At 63.1% G+C, this 16257-nt stretch carries 15 protein-coding genes; all 15 read left to right on the top strand.

The genetic code is table 11. The features are described from left to right. Positions 1-23 precede the first annotated feature (23 nt). The 15 genes from J3A64_RS11950 to J3A64_RS11880 all read left to right on the top strand — a co-directional run bounded on the left by J3A64_RS11950 (position 24) and on the right by J3A64_RS11880 (position 16247). Entirely contained in the window at positions 24-1541 is a 1518-nt protein-coding gene (locus tag J3A64_RS11950; protein WP_011773985.1) for an ABC transporter ATP-binding protein, read from the top strand. Further along, positions 1534-2880, top strand: coding sequence for an ABC transporter permease (locus J3A64_RS11945; RefSeq protein WP_014921087.1), 1347 nt, complete (start codon positions 1534-1536; stop codon positions 2878-2880). Before J3A64_RS11950 ends, J3A64_RS11945 begins: the two co-directional genes overlap by 8 nt. Beyond that, positions 2877-4166: an ABC transporter permease gene (locus tag J3A64_RS11940; protein WP_210064369.1), complete on the top strand. Its 1290-nt coding sequence runs from the start codon at positions 2877-2879 to the stop codon at positions 4164-4166. Before J3A64_RS11945 ends, J3A64_RS11940 begins: the two co-directional genes overlap by 4 nt. Before the next feature lie 2 nt (positions 4167-4168). Continuing rightward, a complete protein-coding gene (locus J3A64_RS11935; protein WP_014921089.1) occupies positions 4169-4573 on the top strand; it encodes a cytidine deaminase in 405 nt (134 codons plus the stop codon). Further along, complete coding sequence (locus J3A64_RS11930) at positions 4570-5880, top strand: thymidine phosphorylase (RefSeq protein WP_210064368.1); 1311 nt, start codon at positions 4570-4572, stop codon at positions 5878-5880. Before J3A64_RS11935 ends, J3A64_RS11930 begins: the two co-directional genes overlap by 4 nt. 89 nt (positions 5881-5969) lie before the next feature. Next, complete coding sequence (locus tag J3A64_RS11925; RefSeq protein WP_011773990.1) at positions 5970-6620, top strand: DedA family protein; 651 nt, start codon at positions 5970-5972, stop codon at positions 6618-6620. 192 nt (positions 6621-6812) lie between these two features. Continuing rightward, positions 6813-7505: a DedA family protein gene (locus J3A64_RS11920; RefSeq protein WP_011773991.1), complete on the top strand. Its 693-nt coding sequence runs from the start codon at positions 6813-6815 to the stop codon at positions 7503-7505. 28 nt (positions 7506-7533) lie between these two features. Beyond that, on the top strand, positions 7534-8676 hold the full coding sequence (locus J3A64_RS11915; RefSeq protein WP_011773992.1) for an adenosine deaminase: 1143 nt from the start codon (positions 7534-7536) through the stop codon (positions 8674-8676). Further along, positions 8654-9334: a MazG nucleotide pyrophosphohydrolase domain-containing protein gene (locus tag J3A64_RS11910; protein WP_210064367.1), complete on the top strand. Its 681-nt coding sequence runs from the start codon at positions 8654-8656 to the stop codon at positions 9332-9334. The genes J3A64_RS11915 and J3A64_RS11910 overlap by 23 nt, the downstream gene beginning before the upstream one ends. Before the next feature lie 116 nt (positions 9335-9450). After that, on the top strand, positions 9451-10731 hold the full coding sequence (gene eno / locus J3A64_RS11905; RefSeq protein WP_011773994.1) for a phosphopyruvate hydratase: 1281 nt from the start codon (positions 9451-9453) through the stop codon (positions 10729-10731). A 132-nt stretch (positions 10732-10863) separates the two neighbouring features. Beyond that, entirely contained in the window at positions 10864-11634 is a 771-nt protein-coding gene (locus J3A64_RS11900) for a septum formation initiator family protein (RefSeq protein ID WP_210064366.1), read from the top strand. Between the two features lie 68 nt (positions 11635-11702). Next, positions 11703-12386, top strand: coding sequence for a DUF501 domain-containing protein (locus J3A64_RS11895; RefSeq protein WP_187329930.1), 684 nt, complete (start codon positions 11703-11705; stop codon positions 12384-12386). Then, the gene (locus tag J3A64_RS11890; protein ID WP_210064365.1) at positions 12383-13351 is read left to right on the top strand and encodes a Ppx/GppA phosphatase family protein; all 969 of its coding nucleotides are present in this window, start codon (positions 12383-12385) and stop codon (positions 13349-13351) included. The genes J3A64_RS11895 and J3A64_RS11890 overlap by 4 nt, the downstream gene beginning before the upstream one ends. Then, positions 13348-14754, top strand: coding sequence for a S8 family serine peptidase (locus J3A64_RS11885; RefSeq protein WP_210064364.1), 1407 nt, complete (start codon positions 13348-13350; stop codon positions 14752-14754). The genes J3A64_RS11890 and J3A64_RS11885 overlap by 4 nt, the downstream gene beginning before the upstream one ends. 38 nt (positions 14755-14792) lie before the next feature. Beyond that, complete coding sequence (locus J3A64_RS11880) at positions 14793-16247, top strand: NAD(P)/FAD-dependent oxidoreductase (RefSeq protein ID WP_011773999.1); 1455 nt, start codon at positions 14793-14795, stop codon at positions 16245-16247. The last annotated feature ends 10 nt before the right edge of the window (positions 16248-16257 follow it).

Genomic DNA, 16257 nt, shown 5'->3' with positions numbered 1-16257 from the left:
GGACTCATAGAACGGTGGGAGTTGTGAAACTCGAATTGAAAGGGATCTCGAAAGCCTTCGGGACCTTCTACGCCAACCAAGACATAGACCTCCTGGTCGAATCCGGTCAGATCCATTGCCTCCTTGGCGAAAATGGTGCCGGCAAATCTACCCTCATGAACGTGCTCTACGGGCTGTACGAGCCTTCGGCCGGCCAGATCCTGGTGGACGGGCAGCCCGTCACCTTCCGCGGACCCGGGGATGCCATGGCTGCCGGAATCGGTATGGTGCATCAGCACTTCATGCTGGTTCCCGTCTTCACGGTTGCTGAGAACGTGGCGCTCGGCGCGGAGCCAACCACGTTCGGAGGTGTCCTCAGCATTGAAGAAACCCGGAAGAAGATCCGGGAGATTTCCGGCAAGTACGGCTTCGACGTCGATCCCGATGCACTCGTCGAAGACCTTCCCGTGGGTGTCCAGCAGCGCGTCGAGATCATCAAAGCGCTGGTTCGGGAAGCCAAAGTCCTCATTTTGGACGAGCCCACAGCAGTGTTGACGCCGCAGGAAACCGATGAACTCCTGGACATCATGCGCCAACTCAAAGCCGGCGGCACATCCATTGTTTTCATCTCGCACAAGCTCCGCGAAGTGAAGGCTGTCTCGGACGTCATTACGGTGATCCGCCGAGGCAAGGTAGTGGGTGATGCTCCACCTACGGCATCAGCCACTGAACTCGCCTCCATGATGGTGGGCCGGCCGGTGAGCCTGAGCCTGAACAAGGCCCCCGCTCAGCCGAAGGAGACCACCTTTGTGGTGGAGAACCTGACGGTCCGTGCAGCCAACGGCACCAACGTGGTGGACGGGATCAGCTTCGACATCGCCCAAGGTGAGATCCTCGCCGTCGCCGGTGTCCAGGGCAACGGCCAAACAGAACTGACGGAGGCCATTCTCGGCATCCAAGAGCATGTGACAGGCTCCGTGATGTTGGATGGCAAGCAACTCCTGGGCCTTCCGGTCAAGGACGTCCTGCGTTCCGGAGTTGGTTTTGTTCCGGAAGACCGCACGGTGGATGGGCTCGTGGGACCGTTCTCCGTTGCCGAGAATTTGGTGCTGGACTTGTACGACCAAGCACCGTTCGCGAGCGGCATCAGCATGAAGCCTGCCAAGGTTGTTGAGCACGCGAAAGCCAAGATCGAGGAATTCGATATCCGTACTCCGTCCGCTGCATCGGCCGCCGGGACACTGTCCGGTGGCAACCAGCAGAAGGTGGTCATGGCCAGGGAACTGTCCCGGCCCTTGCGGTTGTTTATTGCCAGCCAGCCCACCCGCGGGGTGGACGTAGGCTCCATTGAATTCCTGCACAAGCGAATCGTTGCCGAGCGCGACGTCGGAACTCCGGTCATGATCGTTTCTACGGAGCTTGATGAAGTCATTGAGCTCGCAGACAGGATTGCCGTGCTGTACAAGGGCAAGCTCGTGGGCATTGTCCCCGCGGGAACTTCCCGCGACACCCTTGGCTTGATGATGGCCGGAGTCGGCCCGGAAGGAGGCTCTGATGTCTAACAGTGACGGATCAAATAAAGGCCAGACACCCGACGTTCCTACCTCAGAAGTCCGCGCAGCGGACGTCTCTTTGGATACCGCCGGAGGAACGCTGGAACCGTCCATCGTGCCCGTCTCTTCCCAGAGCGGAGACCCGGGACACCAGCAGGGCAGCGTCATGCGGCGGATCGTCATGGGCAACGGCTTCGTGTCTGTCTTGGCCGTCATCGTAGCGCTGTTCCTTGGTGGCCTGCTGATCGCCAGCACGGATGCGCAGGTTGCCAAAACCGCTGGCTACCTCTTTGCACGGCCCACGGACTTCCTGAGCGCGTTGTGGTCAGCAATGACCGAGAGCTACGTTGCCCTCTTCCAGGGATCTGTCTTTAGTCCACGCGAAGGTTTCAAGCCCTTGCTCGAGACCATGACCGTGGCAACACCGCTTATTTGCGCCGGTCTTGGAGTTGCCTTGGCTTTCCGTGCCGGCCTGTTCAACATCGGTGCGCAAGGACAGATCATCATCAGTGCCACGCTGGCAGCCTATGTCGGTTTCACCTGGCACCTGCCGTTCGGGTTGCACCTGCTGGTGGTCATCATCATGGGTGTCCTGGGCGGTGCCGTCTGGGGTGGAATTGTTGGCATCCTCAAAGCCCGTACAGGTGCGCATGAGGTCATCGTGACCATCATGTTGAACTACATTGCGCTCTTCCTTCTCGACTTTCTGTTGAACACGCCCGCGTTCCGGCGACCGGGGGATAACAGCCCCATTTCACCGCGCCTGGACGAGTCGGCCACCTACCCCATCCTCATCCCGGGATCCCGGCTCCACGTGGGATTCCTGGTGGCAATCGCCCTGACGTACGGTGTGTGGTGGATGCTGAACCGATCCACCATCGGCTTCGAGTTCCGGGCCGTCGGTTCCAATCCCATCGCCGCACGGACTGCTGGCATCAAGGTTCCCCGCGCCACCATCCTGGTGATGGCACTGGCTGGAGCCCTTGCGGCGTTCGGCGGTGTGGCCCAGGTTGCGGGCACCGAAAAGGTCCTCACTGGCGGCGTGGCAGCCCAGATCGGCTTTGACGCGATCACGGTTGCCCTGCTGGGCCGCAGTACTCCGTGGGGGACGTTCTTTGCAGGTCTCCTTTTTGGGGCTTTCCGTGCCGGTGCGGTGCAGATGCAGATCCAAACGGGTACGCCAATCGACATCGTCCTGGTGGTGCAATCACTGATTGTGCTCTTTATTGCTGCACCGCCGCTCATCCGGTCGATCTTCCGGCTTGAGGGTAAAAAGAAGAACAAGACAAAGCCACCGAAGGCGGCGCCGAAAGCTGCCCTTGCCAACGCCACCGGAGGTGCCAAGTGAGCGCGACAACTGCTGCACCCAGGTCGGGATCTACGGCCCTGCCGGCATTCCGGCCTTCCATGAAGGTCCCCCTCTCGCTCGGTATCCTCGCGCTGATAGCCCTGGTGTTTTTCGGCTTCCTTGGACCGGACCAGACCGCCGAGATGAAGATCAGCGATGCCGGCGACGCCGTTGCTGTTCCTGCCCTGATGATTCCGGGACAGGTGGGCGGCATTGTCCTCGGCATCCTGTTGCTCGCGATGGCCGCCTACTCGATCTACCTTTGGACGCAGGGGGAGCGGTCACCCAAGTGGCTGCCCATCGCCTTCGCCGTGATGTTCGTGTTCGCCTTGCTCGTCTGGATCGTTGCGGGTGCACGCCAACCCTCCATCTCACTGGCCGGCCTCGTTGCCGGGTCCGTGACATTGGCCGTGCCCCTGGTGTTCGGCTCCCTTTCCGGCGTGCTCTGTGAGCGCGTGGGCGTAGTGAACATCGCCATCGAGGGGCAACTCCTGGGCGGAGCCTTCACTGCCGCGCTGGTGGCTACCATGACGGGCAGTCCGTACATCGGCTTGATTGCGGCCGCTGCTGCCGGTGCCGCGGTGTCCATGGTCCTGGCCGTGTTCAGCATCAAGTACCTGGTCAACCAGATCATTGTTGGCGTGGTCCTGAACGTGTTGGTCTCCGGCCTCACGGGATTCCTCTACGGCACGCTGATGGTGCCCAACAAGGAGCAGTTCAACACTCCGGGCCGGCTGGACATCCTGCCGATCCCGTTGCTTTCGGATATCCCGATCATCGGGCCGATCCTGTTCGAGCAGTCCATCGCGGGCTACCTCATGTACATTGCCGTCGCAGTGGTGTGGTTCGGCTTGTTCAAGACCCGTTGGGGCCTGCGCGTCCGCGCCGTCGGCGAACACCCGCAGGCTGCCGACACCTTGGGCATCAACGTCAACGCAACCCGCTTCTGGAATGTCACCTTGGGTGGTGCCATCGCGGGTATCGGCGGGGCTGTCTTCACACTGGTGACCATCGATTCCTTCACCAAGGACATCTCCGGTGGCCGCGGCTTCATCGCCTTGGCTGCCTTGATCTTCGGCCGGTGGAATCCGATCGGGGCCTTCCTGGCCTCTCTGCTGTTCGGCTTCGCCTACAACCTGCAGTCAATCCTTGGCATCATCGGTACCCCGGTGCCGAGCCAGTTCATGGCCATGCTGCCGTACTTGGTGACCATCTTCGCCGTCGCCGGTTTGGTGGGTAAGTCGCGGCCACCGGCCGCAAGCGGCATACCCTACGTGAAGGGTTGACGATGCCAGCGAATGATATCGACTGGCATGTCCTGGAAGATGCGGCAAAGCAGGCCATGCAACGCGCCTACGCGCCGTATTCCAAGTTCCCGGTGGGGGCTGCGGCCCTCACCGAGGACGGCAGGATCGTCAGCGGCTGCAACGTAGAAAATGCCAGCTATGGGCTGACCCTCTGCGCCGAATGTGCACTGGTTGGCCAGCTCCACATGACAGGCGGCGGCAGGATCGCCGCGTTTTACTGCGTGGACGGCCAAGGCAACATCCTCATGCCATGCGGAAGGTGCCGCCAACTCCTTTACGAGTTCAGGGCACCAGGGATGCAGCTCATGACAACGCAGGGAATCAAAACCATGGACCAGGTGCTGCCGGATGCCTTTGGTCCTGAAAACCTGGAGGAAACCACGTGACAAGCACTGAAGCGTTCGACGCCGTCCAGATCATTTCCATCAAGCGGGACAAGGGCACGCTTACTCCCGAGCAAATCGACTGGACCATCGATGCCTATACCCGCGGCGTCATCGCCGAGGAACAGATGGCCGCACTGAACATGGCCATCCTGCTCAACGGCATGGACCGCGCCGAGATTTCGCAGTGGACGTCCGCAATGATCGCCTCTGGTGAGCGGATGGACTTTTCGTCCCTGACAAGGCCCGACGGCGGCCGGAAGGCTACCAGCGACAAGCACTCCACCGGTGGGGTGGGGGATAAGATCACGCTGCCGTTGGCGCCGCTGGTGGCCGTCTTCGGCGTGGCGGTTCCGCAGCTGTCGGGCCGCGGCCTCGGCCACACCGGCGGGACGCTGGACAAGCTGGAAGCCATTCCCGGTTGGCGCGCCAACCTGAGCAACGACGAAATCATGGCGCAGCTCCAAGACGTCGGAGCGGTCATCTGTGCCGCAGGCTCAGGGCTCGCCCCGGCGGACAAGAAACTCTATGCCTTGCGCGACGTGACAGGCACCGTTGAAGCCATCCCGCTGATTGCTTCGTCGATCATGAGCAAGAAGATCGCCGAAGGTACCGGTTCGCTGGTTTTGGACGTCAAAGTGGGTTCGGGCGCGTTCATGAAGGACGAAGCACGGGCACGTGAGCTGGCTGAGACCATGGTGGCTTTGGGCAAGGATGCAGGCGTACACACCGTCGCGCTGATCACGGACATGTCCACGCCGCTTGGATTGACTGCCGGTAACGCCATTGAGGTGGAGGAATCAGTGGAGGTCCTTGCCGGCGGCGGTCCGGAAGACGTGGTCGAACTGACCGTCCGCCTGGCCGAGGAGATGCTGGCCGGTGCCGGCATCCACGACGCCGATCCCGCAGCCGCGCTGAAGGACGGACGCGCCATGGACGTCTGGAACCGGATGATCGAAGCCCAAGGTGGAAATCCCCGGGCCGCGCTGCCCGTGGCCAGGGAATCCGAGGTTGTCTACGCTCCGGCGGACGGCGTCCTGGTGGGATTGGACGCACTTTCCGTGGGTGTTGCGGCTTGGCGCCTGGGTGCCGGCCGGGCACGCAAGGAAGACCAGGTCCAGGCCGGGGCGGGTGTCCGATTGCACGCCAAGCCTGGTGCGCTGGTCCGTGCGGGGGAGCCTTTGATGACCCTCCTGACGGACACTCCGGAGAAGTTCGAACGGGCAAAGGAAGCACTTCAGGATGCGGTGGTGATTGCGCCTGAGGGTTCCCGCCCGGCGCATCAGCTCATCATCGACCGCATCGCCTAGGCTTAAGTGTTCCGGGCTGTTCCCCGTGGAACAGCCCGGAACACCAGTCATCCGGCGCCTGTGGGGGAGCCGGCTACCGTAAGGAAACCGTGCAGGGCATCAACGATTTCATCCTCGCCGCGGCGGAGCAGCCCTGGGTGTTGTTCCTGGTGCTGGCCTGCTGCGTCATTGATGGTTTTTTCCCGCCCATCCCCAGCGAATCAGTGGTGGTGGGCCTGAGTGCCGTCTCCGGCAGCAGCGGTGCCCCCAACGTGTGGCTGCTGGGTGTGATGGCCGCCGTCGGGGCGTTCTCCGGGGACAACATCGCCTACATCATTGGCAACCGCATAGGCATCCAACGGTGGCGGTGGATGCGCACGCAGCGCATGCAGGGCGCTTTCCGGTGGGCGGGCAAGGAACTTCGACGCCGGTCTGCCTCGCTCATCATGGTGGCCCGCTTCATCCCCATCGGGAGGGTGGCAGTTAATCTGACGGCCGGTGCCACTCACTTCCATCACCGCCGCTTCGTTGCCCTCACTGCGATGTCCGCCATCCTTTGGGCCAGCTATTCGGTGGTCCTGGGTTACTTCTTCGGTGTGTGGTTTGAGCACAACCACCTCCTGGGCGCGGTCATAGCCATCGTGGTGGCCGTGATCCTGGGGGTCATCATCGATCGCATCATCAGCAAAGTCCGGGGTTCCGTGCCCTTGGACGGAAAAAACATCCCCGAGGAAGACGCCCCGACTCCACCCACGGTATGACGTGTCCAGCCCCGGAAGATCAGTCCGGCGGTTGACGACCCCAGCGTCCTCTTGGAGATAGCGTTAAACGCGTGATCCCAAGGCTGGGGCGTAGCGAACGACGCCCCGGCCGTGGGACACTAGAGCGACTTCCGTCACACCGTCAAGTCACATTCGTCTAGGAGCTACCCCCGCGTGGAGTTTTTGAATCAAATGCTCGAGCATGCAGCCGGGCAGCCCTGGATATACCCGGTACTTCTGGTCTTCTTTTTCATTGACGGATTCGCCACCATTCTCCCCAGCGAAACAGCCATAGTGGGGCTCTCGGCGCTGTCCCTTCACAGCGGAGAACCCAATCTGTGGATCCTGGGAGGAACCGCCCTGGTAGGCGCCATGGCCGGCGACAACATGGCTTACATGCTGGGCCGGAAGATCGGCCTCACCCGCTGGAAGTGGATGCGGCGGCCAAAGGTCCAGAAAATGTTCGCCTGGGCGCAGTATGAGTTGGACAAGCGTGGCGCGGTGCTCATTTTTACGGCCCGCTACATTCCGTGGGGCCGCGTGGCGGTGAACTACGTCGCCGGGCAAACCGGATTCCGCCACCGCACCTTTTTCTGGTTGGACGCTTTCGCCTGCATCACGTGGGTGGGCTACTCCATCGGCATTGGCCTTCTGGCAGGTCAGTGGGTGCACCACAACCCGCTCCTCGGCGTGGGCATTGCCGTTGCGTTCGCTGTGGTTCTCGGCATCGTGGTGGACCATGCACTGCGCTGGTGGCACAAGTACCTTGAGAAGAAGGATGTGGCCCGTGAAGCGGCCGCAAGCAGCGAAGTGAAGGTTGCGGAGCCTGCGGATCTGTCGCAGAAAGCAGTTGCAGGCGCGGACCTCTCCAAGCCTGCTGGCTAAGCATCTGCCGTCCCCCTACAGTTAGTACGTGACTGAGCCCATTCTTGACGCTGCCCCTGCCCTTGACTTCGATCTGAAGAGCCTGCCCAAGGTTTCCCTCCACGACCACCTGGACGGAGGACTCCGCCCGGCCACCATTATCGAGCTGGCAGAGGCCGCCGGCCACACCCTGCCCTCCACGGATCCTGTGGCGCTGGGCGAATGGTTCCGTGAATCGGCCGACTCCGGTTCGCTGGTCCGCTACCTCGAAACGTTCGACCACACCGTGGCCGTCATGCAGACCAAGGAAGGCCTGTTCCGGGTCGCCAAGGAATTCGTGGAAGACCTGGCCGAGGACGGCGTGGTGTACGGCGAAGTCCGCTGGGCACCTGAACAGCACCTTCAGCAGGGCCTGACCCTGGACGAGGTTGTCGAAGCCGTCCAGACAGGGCTTGAAGCCGGTATGGATTCCGCCGAAGAACGCGGCCAGCAGATCCAGGTGGGGCAGCTCATCACTGCCATGCGGCACGCTGATCGCGGCCAGGAAATCGCAGAACTGGCTGTCCGCCACAGGGCCAACGGCGCAGTGGGCTTTGACATCGCCGGGGCCGAAGACGGCTTCCTGCCGTCCCGCTTCAAGGACGCCTTCACCTACCTTGCCGAGAACAACTTCCCGGCAACGGTCCACGCCGGCGAGGCAGCTGGCTTGGACAGCATCCAGTCCGCTTTGGTGGACGGCCGCGCCTTGCGCCTTGGCCATGGCGTCCGGATCGCCGAGGACATCTCGGTGGAGTTTGAGGACAACTCCGACGACGACGGCGAGGACACCATCGGCATGGTGACCATCGGCAGCGTGGCAGCATGGGTTCGCGACCGCGGAATCGCCCTGGAAATCTGCCCTTCCTCCAACCTCCAGACCGGTGCCATTTCCGGCTTTGGCGACGGCATCGAAAGCCACCCGGTGGACATGCTGTTCCAGCTCGGCTTCAACGTCACCATCAACACGGACAACCGCCTCATGAGCGGCGTGACGCTTACCGACGAGTTCGAACTCCTCGTGGAGACCTTCGACTACGACCTCGATGATCTGCTCGAGCTGACGCTCAACGCGGCCGAGGCAGCGTTCCTGCCGCTGGACGAGCGTGAAGCCTTGGTTGAGTACATCAACGATGCCTACGCCAACCTCGGCTAATTCTCCGCTGGACCAGCTGCTGGGAACAATTGCCGCGCTGCGTGAGTACTGCCCTTGGATGGGTGCGCTGACGCACGAGTCACTGGTGGAGTACTTGATCGAAGAAGCCTATGAAGTGGTGGACTCGATCGAGGCCGGTGCGGTGGATGAAGAGCTTCGCGGCGAGCTGGGTGATGTGCTGCTTCAGGTGGTACTTCATGCCCGGCTCGCCGAGGAGCGCGGCAGTTTTAACTTCGAGGACGTAGCCCGGGGCATCAACGCCAAGATGGTCCGGCGAAACCAGCACGTCTTCAACGCGGACGGTTCCCTTCGGGAGAGTTTCCCGGCCAGCGTCGAGGAAATCATCGTCAAGTGGGATGCCGCCAAGCGGGCCGAGAAGCCGGAGCGGAAAGACCCCTTCGAGGGTATCCCGCCGCACCTTCCCGCTTTGGCTGCGGCGCAGAAGTCCCTGGACCGAGCGGTACGCGCGGGCTTGGACGTTGACGCTCAAGGTGACTTGGCCGCCGTCGGACTTCCCGTGGTCCCGGCCTCGGAAGAGGCCCTCGGCGAGCTGCTGCTCGCGGTGGTCGCCGGCGCCCGTGAGCAAGGACTCGACGCCGAACGGGCCCTCCGTGCCGCGGTTCGATCGTTTCAGAACAGCCAGGCGCAGACTTCATGACGTGAGCCGTCGGAAGCCGTGCCGTAACGTAAGCCACTCTCGACTACGCTAGTAGCGACGAGGACGTTGAGAATTTCCCTCCACATTCCTGTAATTCGCCCATAAGGAGCACATCCATGGCGCTTATCGATGCCATCCACGCACGCGAGATCCTTGATTCCCGCGGAAACCCGACCGTAGAAGTTGAGGTCCTGCTCTCCGACGGCCAGATCGGCCGCGCAGCAGTTCCCTCCGGTGCCTCCACCGGCGAGCACGAAGCCGTTGAGCTTCGCGACGGCGACAAGGGCCGTTACCTCGGCAAGGGTGTCCAGAAGGCCGTTGACGCCGTTATCGACGAGATCTCACCGGCCCTGATTGGTTTCGACGCCACTGACCAGCGCAGCATCGACCAGGCCATGATCGACCTGGACGGCACGCCCAACAAGGGCAAGCTCGGCGCCAACGCCATCCTGGGTGTTTCCCTGGCCGTGGCCAACGCTGCAGCAGCTTCGGCCGACCTGCCGCTCTACAAGTACCTGGGTGGCCCGAACGCCCACGTCCTGCCCGTTCCGCTGATGAACATCCTCAACGGTGGCTCGCACGCCGACTCCGATGTGGACATCCAGGAATTCATGATCGCCCCGATCGGCGCAGAGACCTTCTCCGAGGGCCTGCGCTGGGGTGTAGAGGTTTACCACAACCTCAAGGCAGTCCTTCAGGAAAAGGGCCTGTCCACCGGCCTCGGCGACGAGGGCGGCTTCGCTCCCAACCTGCCGTCCAACCGTGCAGCTCTGGACCTGATCCAGGAAGCCATCAAGAACGCCGGCTACACCCCGGGCACGGACATCGCCCTTGCCCTGGACGTTGCATCCTCTGAGTTCTACAAGGAAGGTGCCTACCAGTTCGAAGGCAAGGCACTTTCTGCCACCGAGATGAGCGCCTACTACGCTGAGCTCGTTGCGGATTACCCCCTGGTTTCCATCGAGGACCCGCTGGACGAGAACGACTGGGAAGGCTGGAAGACCCTCACCGACACCATCGGTGACAAGGTCCAGCTTGTTGGCGACGACCTCTTCGTCACCAACCCGGTCCGCCTGCAGCAGGGCATCGAGACCGCTACGGCCAACTCCCTGCTGGTCAAGGTCAACCAGATCGGTTCCCTGACCGAGACGCTGGACGCCGTTTCCCTGGCCCAGCGCTCCGGCTACACCACCATCACCTCGCACCGCTCCGGCGAAACCGAGGACACCACCATTGCTGACATCGCCGTTGCCACCAACGCGGGCCAGATCAAGACCGGTGCCCCCGCCCGCTCCGAGCGCGTAGCAAAGTACAACCAGCTGCTCCGCATCGAAGAAGAACTCGACGACGCCGCACGCTACGCCGGCCGCAGCGCGTTCCCGCGTTTCAAGGGCTAGCATTCCGCGAAAACAGCTGACCGGTGGCTATGGTGGAAAGACCATGGCCACCGGTTCTGTTTAACGCGGGCCAGGTCAGAAACAGCAAGCGCAGCAAACCGCCAGGCAAGCACCGGGCATTACAGGAGTGTCATGGCCACCCGTCGTCCAAAGGTTCCCAGGGCCGACGCCCTTGGCCGTCCGTCCAGCGGTGCTGGTCCGTCCAGCGGTGCTGGTCCGTCCAGCGGTGCCCGTCCCGCCGGTGATGCCCTCAGGGGTCCTGTAGCCGCAGGCTCCGAAGGGGCCGATGTCATCAAGGCCGAGTTCGGCGGCGCGCGTGCCACGTCAAAGACACCGACGACGACGGATGGCGGCAAAGCTTCGTCTACTGGCAGCAAGACGTCTACCGCCAGCAAGAGTTCCGCAGGCAGGAAACCTGCGGGACCCTCGACAAAAGCCGGGGACAAAGGTTCGGGAAAACAGGGATCCGAAAAGCCAAGCCCAATAGCCAAGGATGACCGCGATCTGGATCCCGTACCGGCCAAGGCGTTCTCCGGCCGGATGCTCGCACTGGCTGTGGTGATGATTGCCATCACCATTCTGCTGGCCCCCACTGTGAAGATTTTCCTGGAGAAACGCGCCGAAATCTCCGCGCTGGAAGCGGAAATTGCCGGCAGGAAAGCGGAGCAATCCGAGCTGAACAAACAGCTCTCCCGGTGGCAGGACCCCAACTATGTGAAACAGCAGGCCCGCGACCGCATTAACATGGTTATGCCGGGTGAAACAGGTTACTGGGTGTTTGGGGGAGAAGAAGCCGCCGGCACACCGGGTGGCCGCACCGGCTCCGGATCGTCGGCAAACCCGGAGAATCTGCCCTGGGTGGATGCTCTCTGGGAGTCAATCAGACGATCGGCAACTGACTAAACGCGGTGCCCGCCGCCGTCGTGTCCGCATGGGACATGACAAAAGGGGCAGGAAGGTTGGCAGCGCAAGTGGAAGAGAACACGGCAGCCGTGCCGCAGGAATCCCGCCAGCCATCAGCACACGATCTTGAGGTCCTGAGCCGACAGTTGGGCAGGCCGGTCCGGGATGTTGTTGAGATCCCGGCCAGGTGCGTCTGCGGTAACCCCTTGGTGGCCGCTACTGCTCCGCGGCTCAGCAACGGAACACCGTTCCCCACCACGTTCTACCTGACCCATCCGGTCATCACGTCCGCAGTGTCACGCCTTGAAGCGGGCGGGCTCATGACTGAGATGAACGAGCGATTGACCGCCGACCAAGAGCTGGCCGGTGCCTACCGGGGCGCCCATGACGCTTACCTTCAGGCTCGCAACGAGATCGCCGGCCGCTCCGGCACCGGAGCCGTGCCCGAAATCGACGGCATCTCCGCCGGTGGCATGCCCACCCGCGTGAAGTGCCTGCACGTCCTGGTAGGTCACTCGTTGGCTGCCGGACCGGGCGTCAATCCGCTGGGCGACGAAGCCCTGGACGCCATCACCGAGTGGTGGACCAAGGACCGCTGCTATTGCGACGGCGCCTGGGACACTGCCGGCGAGGCTCCTTCGCGGGACTTGAGCCGCCATGGTCCGCAAGGATTGCCGGACATCGTGGGGCGTCCCGCGCCCGTGCGGAAGTCAAAGACCGAATCCCACGGCGAGCAGGAAGGCACCGCATGAGCCGCGTGGCTGCCATTGACTGCGGAACCAACTCCATCCGCCTCCTCATCGCAGACTCCTCGGTTGAGGCGTCGGAGAAGGATGGGCCAGGTCCGCTGACCGATATCGTGCGTGAAATGCGCGTGGTGCGGCTGGGCCAGGGCGTTGATGCCACTGGCGAGTTGGCTCCAGAGGCCTTGGAGCGCACGTTCGCCGCAACCCGGGACTATGCCGCGCTCATCAAGGAACACGGTGCCGGGCGCGTTCGTTTCGCGGCCACGTCGGCCACTCGTGATGCCAGCAACCGCCAAGTCTTTGTGGACGGTATCCGGGAGCTCCTGGGCGTGCAGCCGGAGGTCATTTCCGGTGACGAGGAAGCTGCCCTGTCCTTCGCGGGAGCCAGCAGCGTCCTGCCCGCCACGGGAAAGGACCCCATTCTGGTGGTGGACCTTGGCGGCGGCAGCACTGAATTCGTTGTGGGTGATTCCAGCGGCGTTATCGCGGCCCGCTCGGTTGACATCGGCTGCGTGCGATTGACCGAACGTCACCTCCGCAGCGATCCGCCCACCGCTGCGCAAATCGCCGCAGCAGAGGCCGACGTCGACGCCGCGCTTGATCTTGCCGCGCAGACAGTGCCGCTTGACCGCGCCACTGCCGTGGTTGGTGTCGCCGGTTCCATCACCACCATCACCGCTCACGCGCTGGGCCTGAGCGAATACCAGCCGAACCGCATCCACGGCGCTTCACTGGACCTTGAAACCATTAGCGACGCGTGCACCAGCCTGTTGGAAATGACGCGGGACGAACGTGCCGCGCTGCCGTACATGCACCCGGGACGCGTGGACGTCATCGGAGCCGGAGCCCTGGTGTGGCGCCGCATCCTGGCCAGGCTGTCCGCCGTCAGTAACGGGGCCATCCGTACAGCTGTCTCCAGCGAACACGACATCCTGGACGGCATCGCCCTGAGTATCCTGGATGGCCAATGACATTGCGACATCGTCGTACCCTCTCCGCTGCGCTTGCCACCACCCTGGCCGGCGGGGCGCTGGCGGGTGCGCTGTTGTCGGCTCCGGCCGCCAATGCAGACGCGTGGCGGGACAAGGAGTACTGGCTCAAGGAATCGGGAGTCACCAACGCCTGGCAGGTCTCCAAGGGTGCCGGAGTCAAAGTTGCGATCATCGATAGCGGTGTTGACGGAACCCACCCTGACCTCAAGGGTGTGGTGGTCGGAGGGACAGATGTCTCAGGGGCCGGCGCTCCCAACGGACAAAAGAGCATCGGCGCCAAGACCGAGCACGGCACGCTGGTGGCCACGATGCTGGCCGGGCGCGGCCACACCACGCCCACCCCTTCGCCCTCACCGTCGGCATCTGCGTCAGCGGCTCCAGCGCCGCCGCCACCGCCACCAACTACGCCGCCTGCCGGGGGACCGGACGGGATCACAGGAGTTGCGCCAGAAGCTGAGATCCTGGCCATCTCAACCTGGCTCGGCTCGCCCAACCCGGGCGGCAAGACGGACCAGGAACAAATACCCGAGGCCGTGCGCTGGGCCGTGGACAACGGCGCAAAAGTTATCAACATTTCCCTGGGCAGCACTTCGCCTGACTGGCCGCAGAGCTGGGACGCAGCGTTCCTGTACGCAGAGCAAAAAGATGTGGTGATCGTTGCGGCCGCCGGAAACCGCGTGGGTGGCAACATCCAAGTTGGTGCCCCGGCCACCATCCCCGGCGTTCTCACTGTGGCCGGGCTGGACGGCGAGGGGCGCGCCAGCGTGGACTCATCGTCCCAAGGCATCAGCATCGGAGTGGCCGCCCCTGCGGAGAAACTGGTGGGCGGCATTCCCGGCGGCTCGTATGCCGAGTGGGCGGGAACGTCCGGAGCGGCTCCCATCGTTTCGGGTGTGGCAGCACTCATCCGTTCAAAGTGGCCGGAAATGAGCGCCACCCAGGTCATCAACAGGATCGTCAGCACTGCCAAGGACGCGGGTGCTCCAGGCAAGGACCCTCTTTATGGCTTCGGCATCCTCGACGCTGAGGCCGCGTTGAAGAATGACGTGCCAACCACCAGCACCAACCCGTTGGGTTCCATCGGGGACTGGATCCGTGTCCATCGCCGCGGCGTCTTCTCCGAGCCCTCACAGGCGCCCGTGGCAAGTCCCACAAGCGCCCCTCCCACGCTCGCCGATCCCACCGTCCCTGTTGCGAAGACGCCGGCGACCATGGATGACGCCCTTCCTGCCGCCGTCGTGCTTGGTTTTGGCGCCTTGTTCGCTGCGATTCTGACGGGTGCTGCAATCCAGTTGCGGAGGGTCTCAAAGGACCCGCCGGCGGTGCCCGAGGAAGCTGAAACGGGCGCCCTTTTGAAGGTGGATCCGCCCGGCAGGACGTAGTTAGTGAAGATTTTCACAAAGTACTGTACTCTGGACTCATGGCAACCACCCCAGAGCTCATTGACCGTCCCCGGGTTCTCGTCGTCGGCGGCGGCTACGTCGGCCTGTACGTAGCACTCAAACTGCAGAAGAAGATCGCGAATGCAGGCGGAATCGTCACCGTCGTTGATCCACTGCCGTACATGACCTACCAGCCCTTCCTCCCGGAAGTAGCCGGTGGCAACATCGAGGCACGCCACGCCGTCGTCTCCCACCGTCAGCACCTCAAGCAGACTGAGCTCATCCAGGGCCGCGTCACCAGCATCGACCACGCCAACCGGACCGCGGTTATCGCCCCGTCCGATGGCGGCGAGAACTTCGAGATCCCGTACTTCGATGTCGTGATCGCAGCAGGCGCCATCACCCGTACCTTCCCCATCAAGGGCCTCGCGGACAAGGGCATCGGCCTGAAGACCATCGAGGAAGCCGTTGCACTGCGCAACAAGGTGTTGGAGCGCATCGAAGCCGCGTCCACCATGACTGACCCCGCAGAGCGCGCCAAGGCACTGACCTTCGTTGTTGTTGGCGGCGGTTTTGCAGGCATCGAATGCCTCACCGAAATGGAAGACCTTGCCCGCGCCGCTGTACGGAACAACCCGCGCATCCGTCAGGAAGAAGTCCGCTTCATCCTGGTTGAAGCCATGGGCCGCATCATGCCCGAGGTCACCGCTTCGCAGGCCGAGTGGGTTGTGGAGCACCTCCGCAGCCGTGGCATCGAAGTACTCCTGAACACTTCCCTTGACAGCGCTGAGGGCAACCTCAAGCTGATCAACCTCCCGGACAAGACCCCTGCCGGCGAAGTTGACGCGGACACCTTGGTATGGGCTGCCGGCGTGCAGGCCAACCCGATGATCCGCTCCACCGACTTCCCGCTGGAACCGCGTGGCCGCGTCCGCGTCCTCCCGGACCTGCGTATCGCAGGCGACGAAGGCATTGTGGAGAACGCCTGGGCCGCCGGCGACATCGCCGCCGTTCCGGACCTCACGGGCAAGGGCCTGCCGGACGGCACCTGCGTCCCCAACGCCCAGCACGCACTGCGCCAGGCAAAGAAGCTCGCAAAGAACCTCTGGGCTTCCCGCTGGGACAAGCCGCTGCACGACTACAAGCACAAGAACCTCGGTGCCGTAGCCGGATTCGGCGAGTGGAAGGGTGTTGCAAACATCAACCTGCTCGGCCGCATCGGTCTCAAGGGTGGCCTCGCCTGGCTGGCACACCGTGGTTACCACGGCATGGCCATGCCCACGGTTGAGCGCAAGTTCCGCGTGATCTTCGGCTGGATCCTGGCCTTCTTCGCCGGCCGCGACACCACGCAGCTGATGGACCTGGACAACCCGCGCGGTGCCTTCGTGGCCGCAGCCACCCCGGCTCCCAAGCCCGCCGCCGCACCGGCGCCGGTGGAAGCCAAGCCGGTTGCCGAGGAAGTCAAGACTCCGGTAACTGCTGACGCCAAGTAGTACACGTACG

It is taken from the genome of Pseudarthrobacter sp. PvP004, assembly GCF_017876035.1.
In the GTDB taxonomy this organism is placed as follows: domain Bacteria; phylum Actinomycetota; class Actinomycetes; order Actinomycetales; family Micrococcaceae; genus Arthrobacter; species Arthrobacter aurescens_A.
This window is presented reverse-complemented; position numbering and strand designations above follow the sequence as displayed.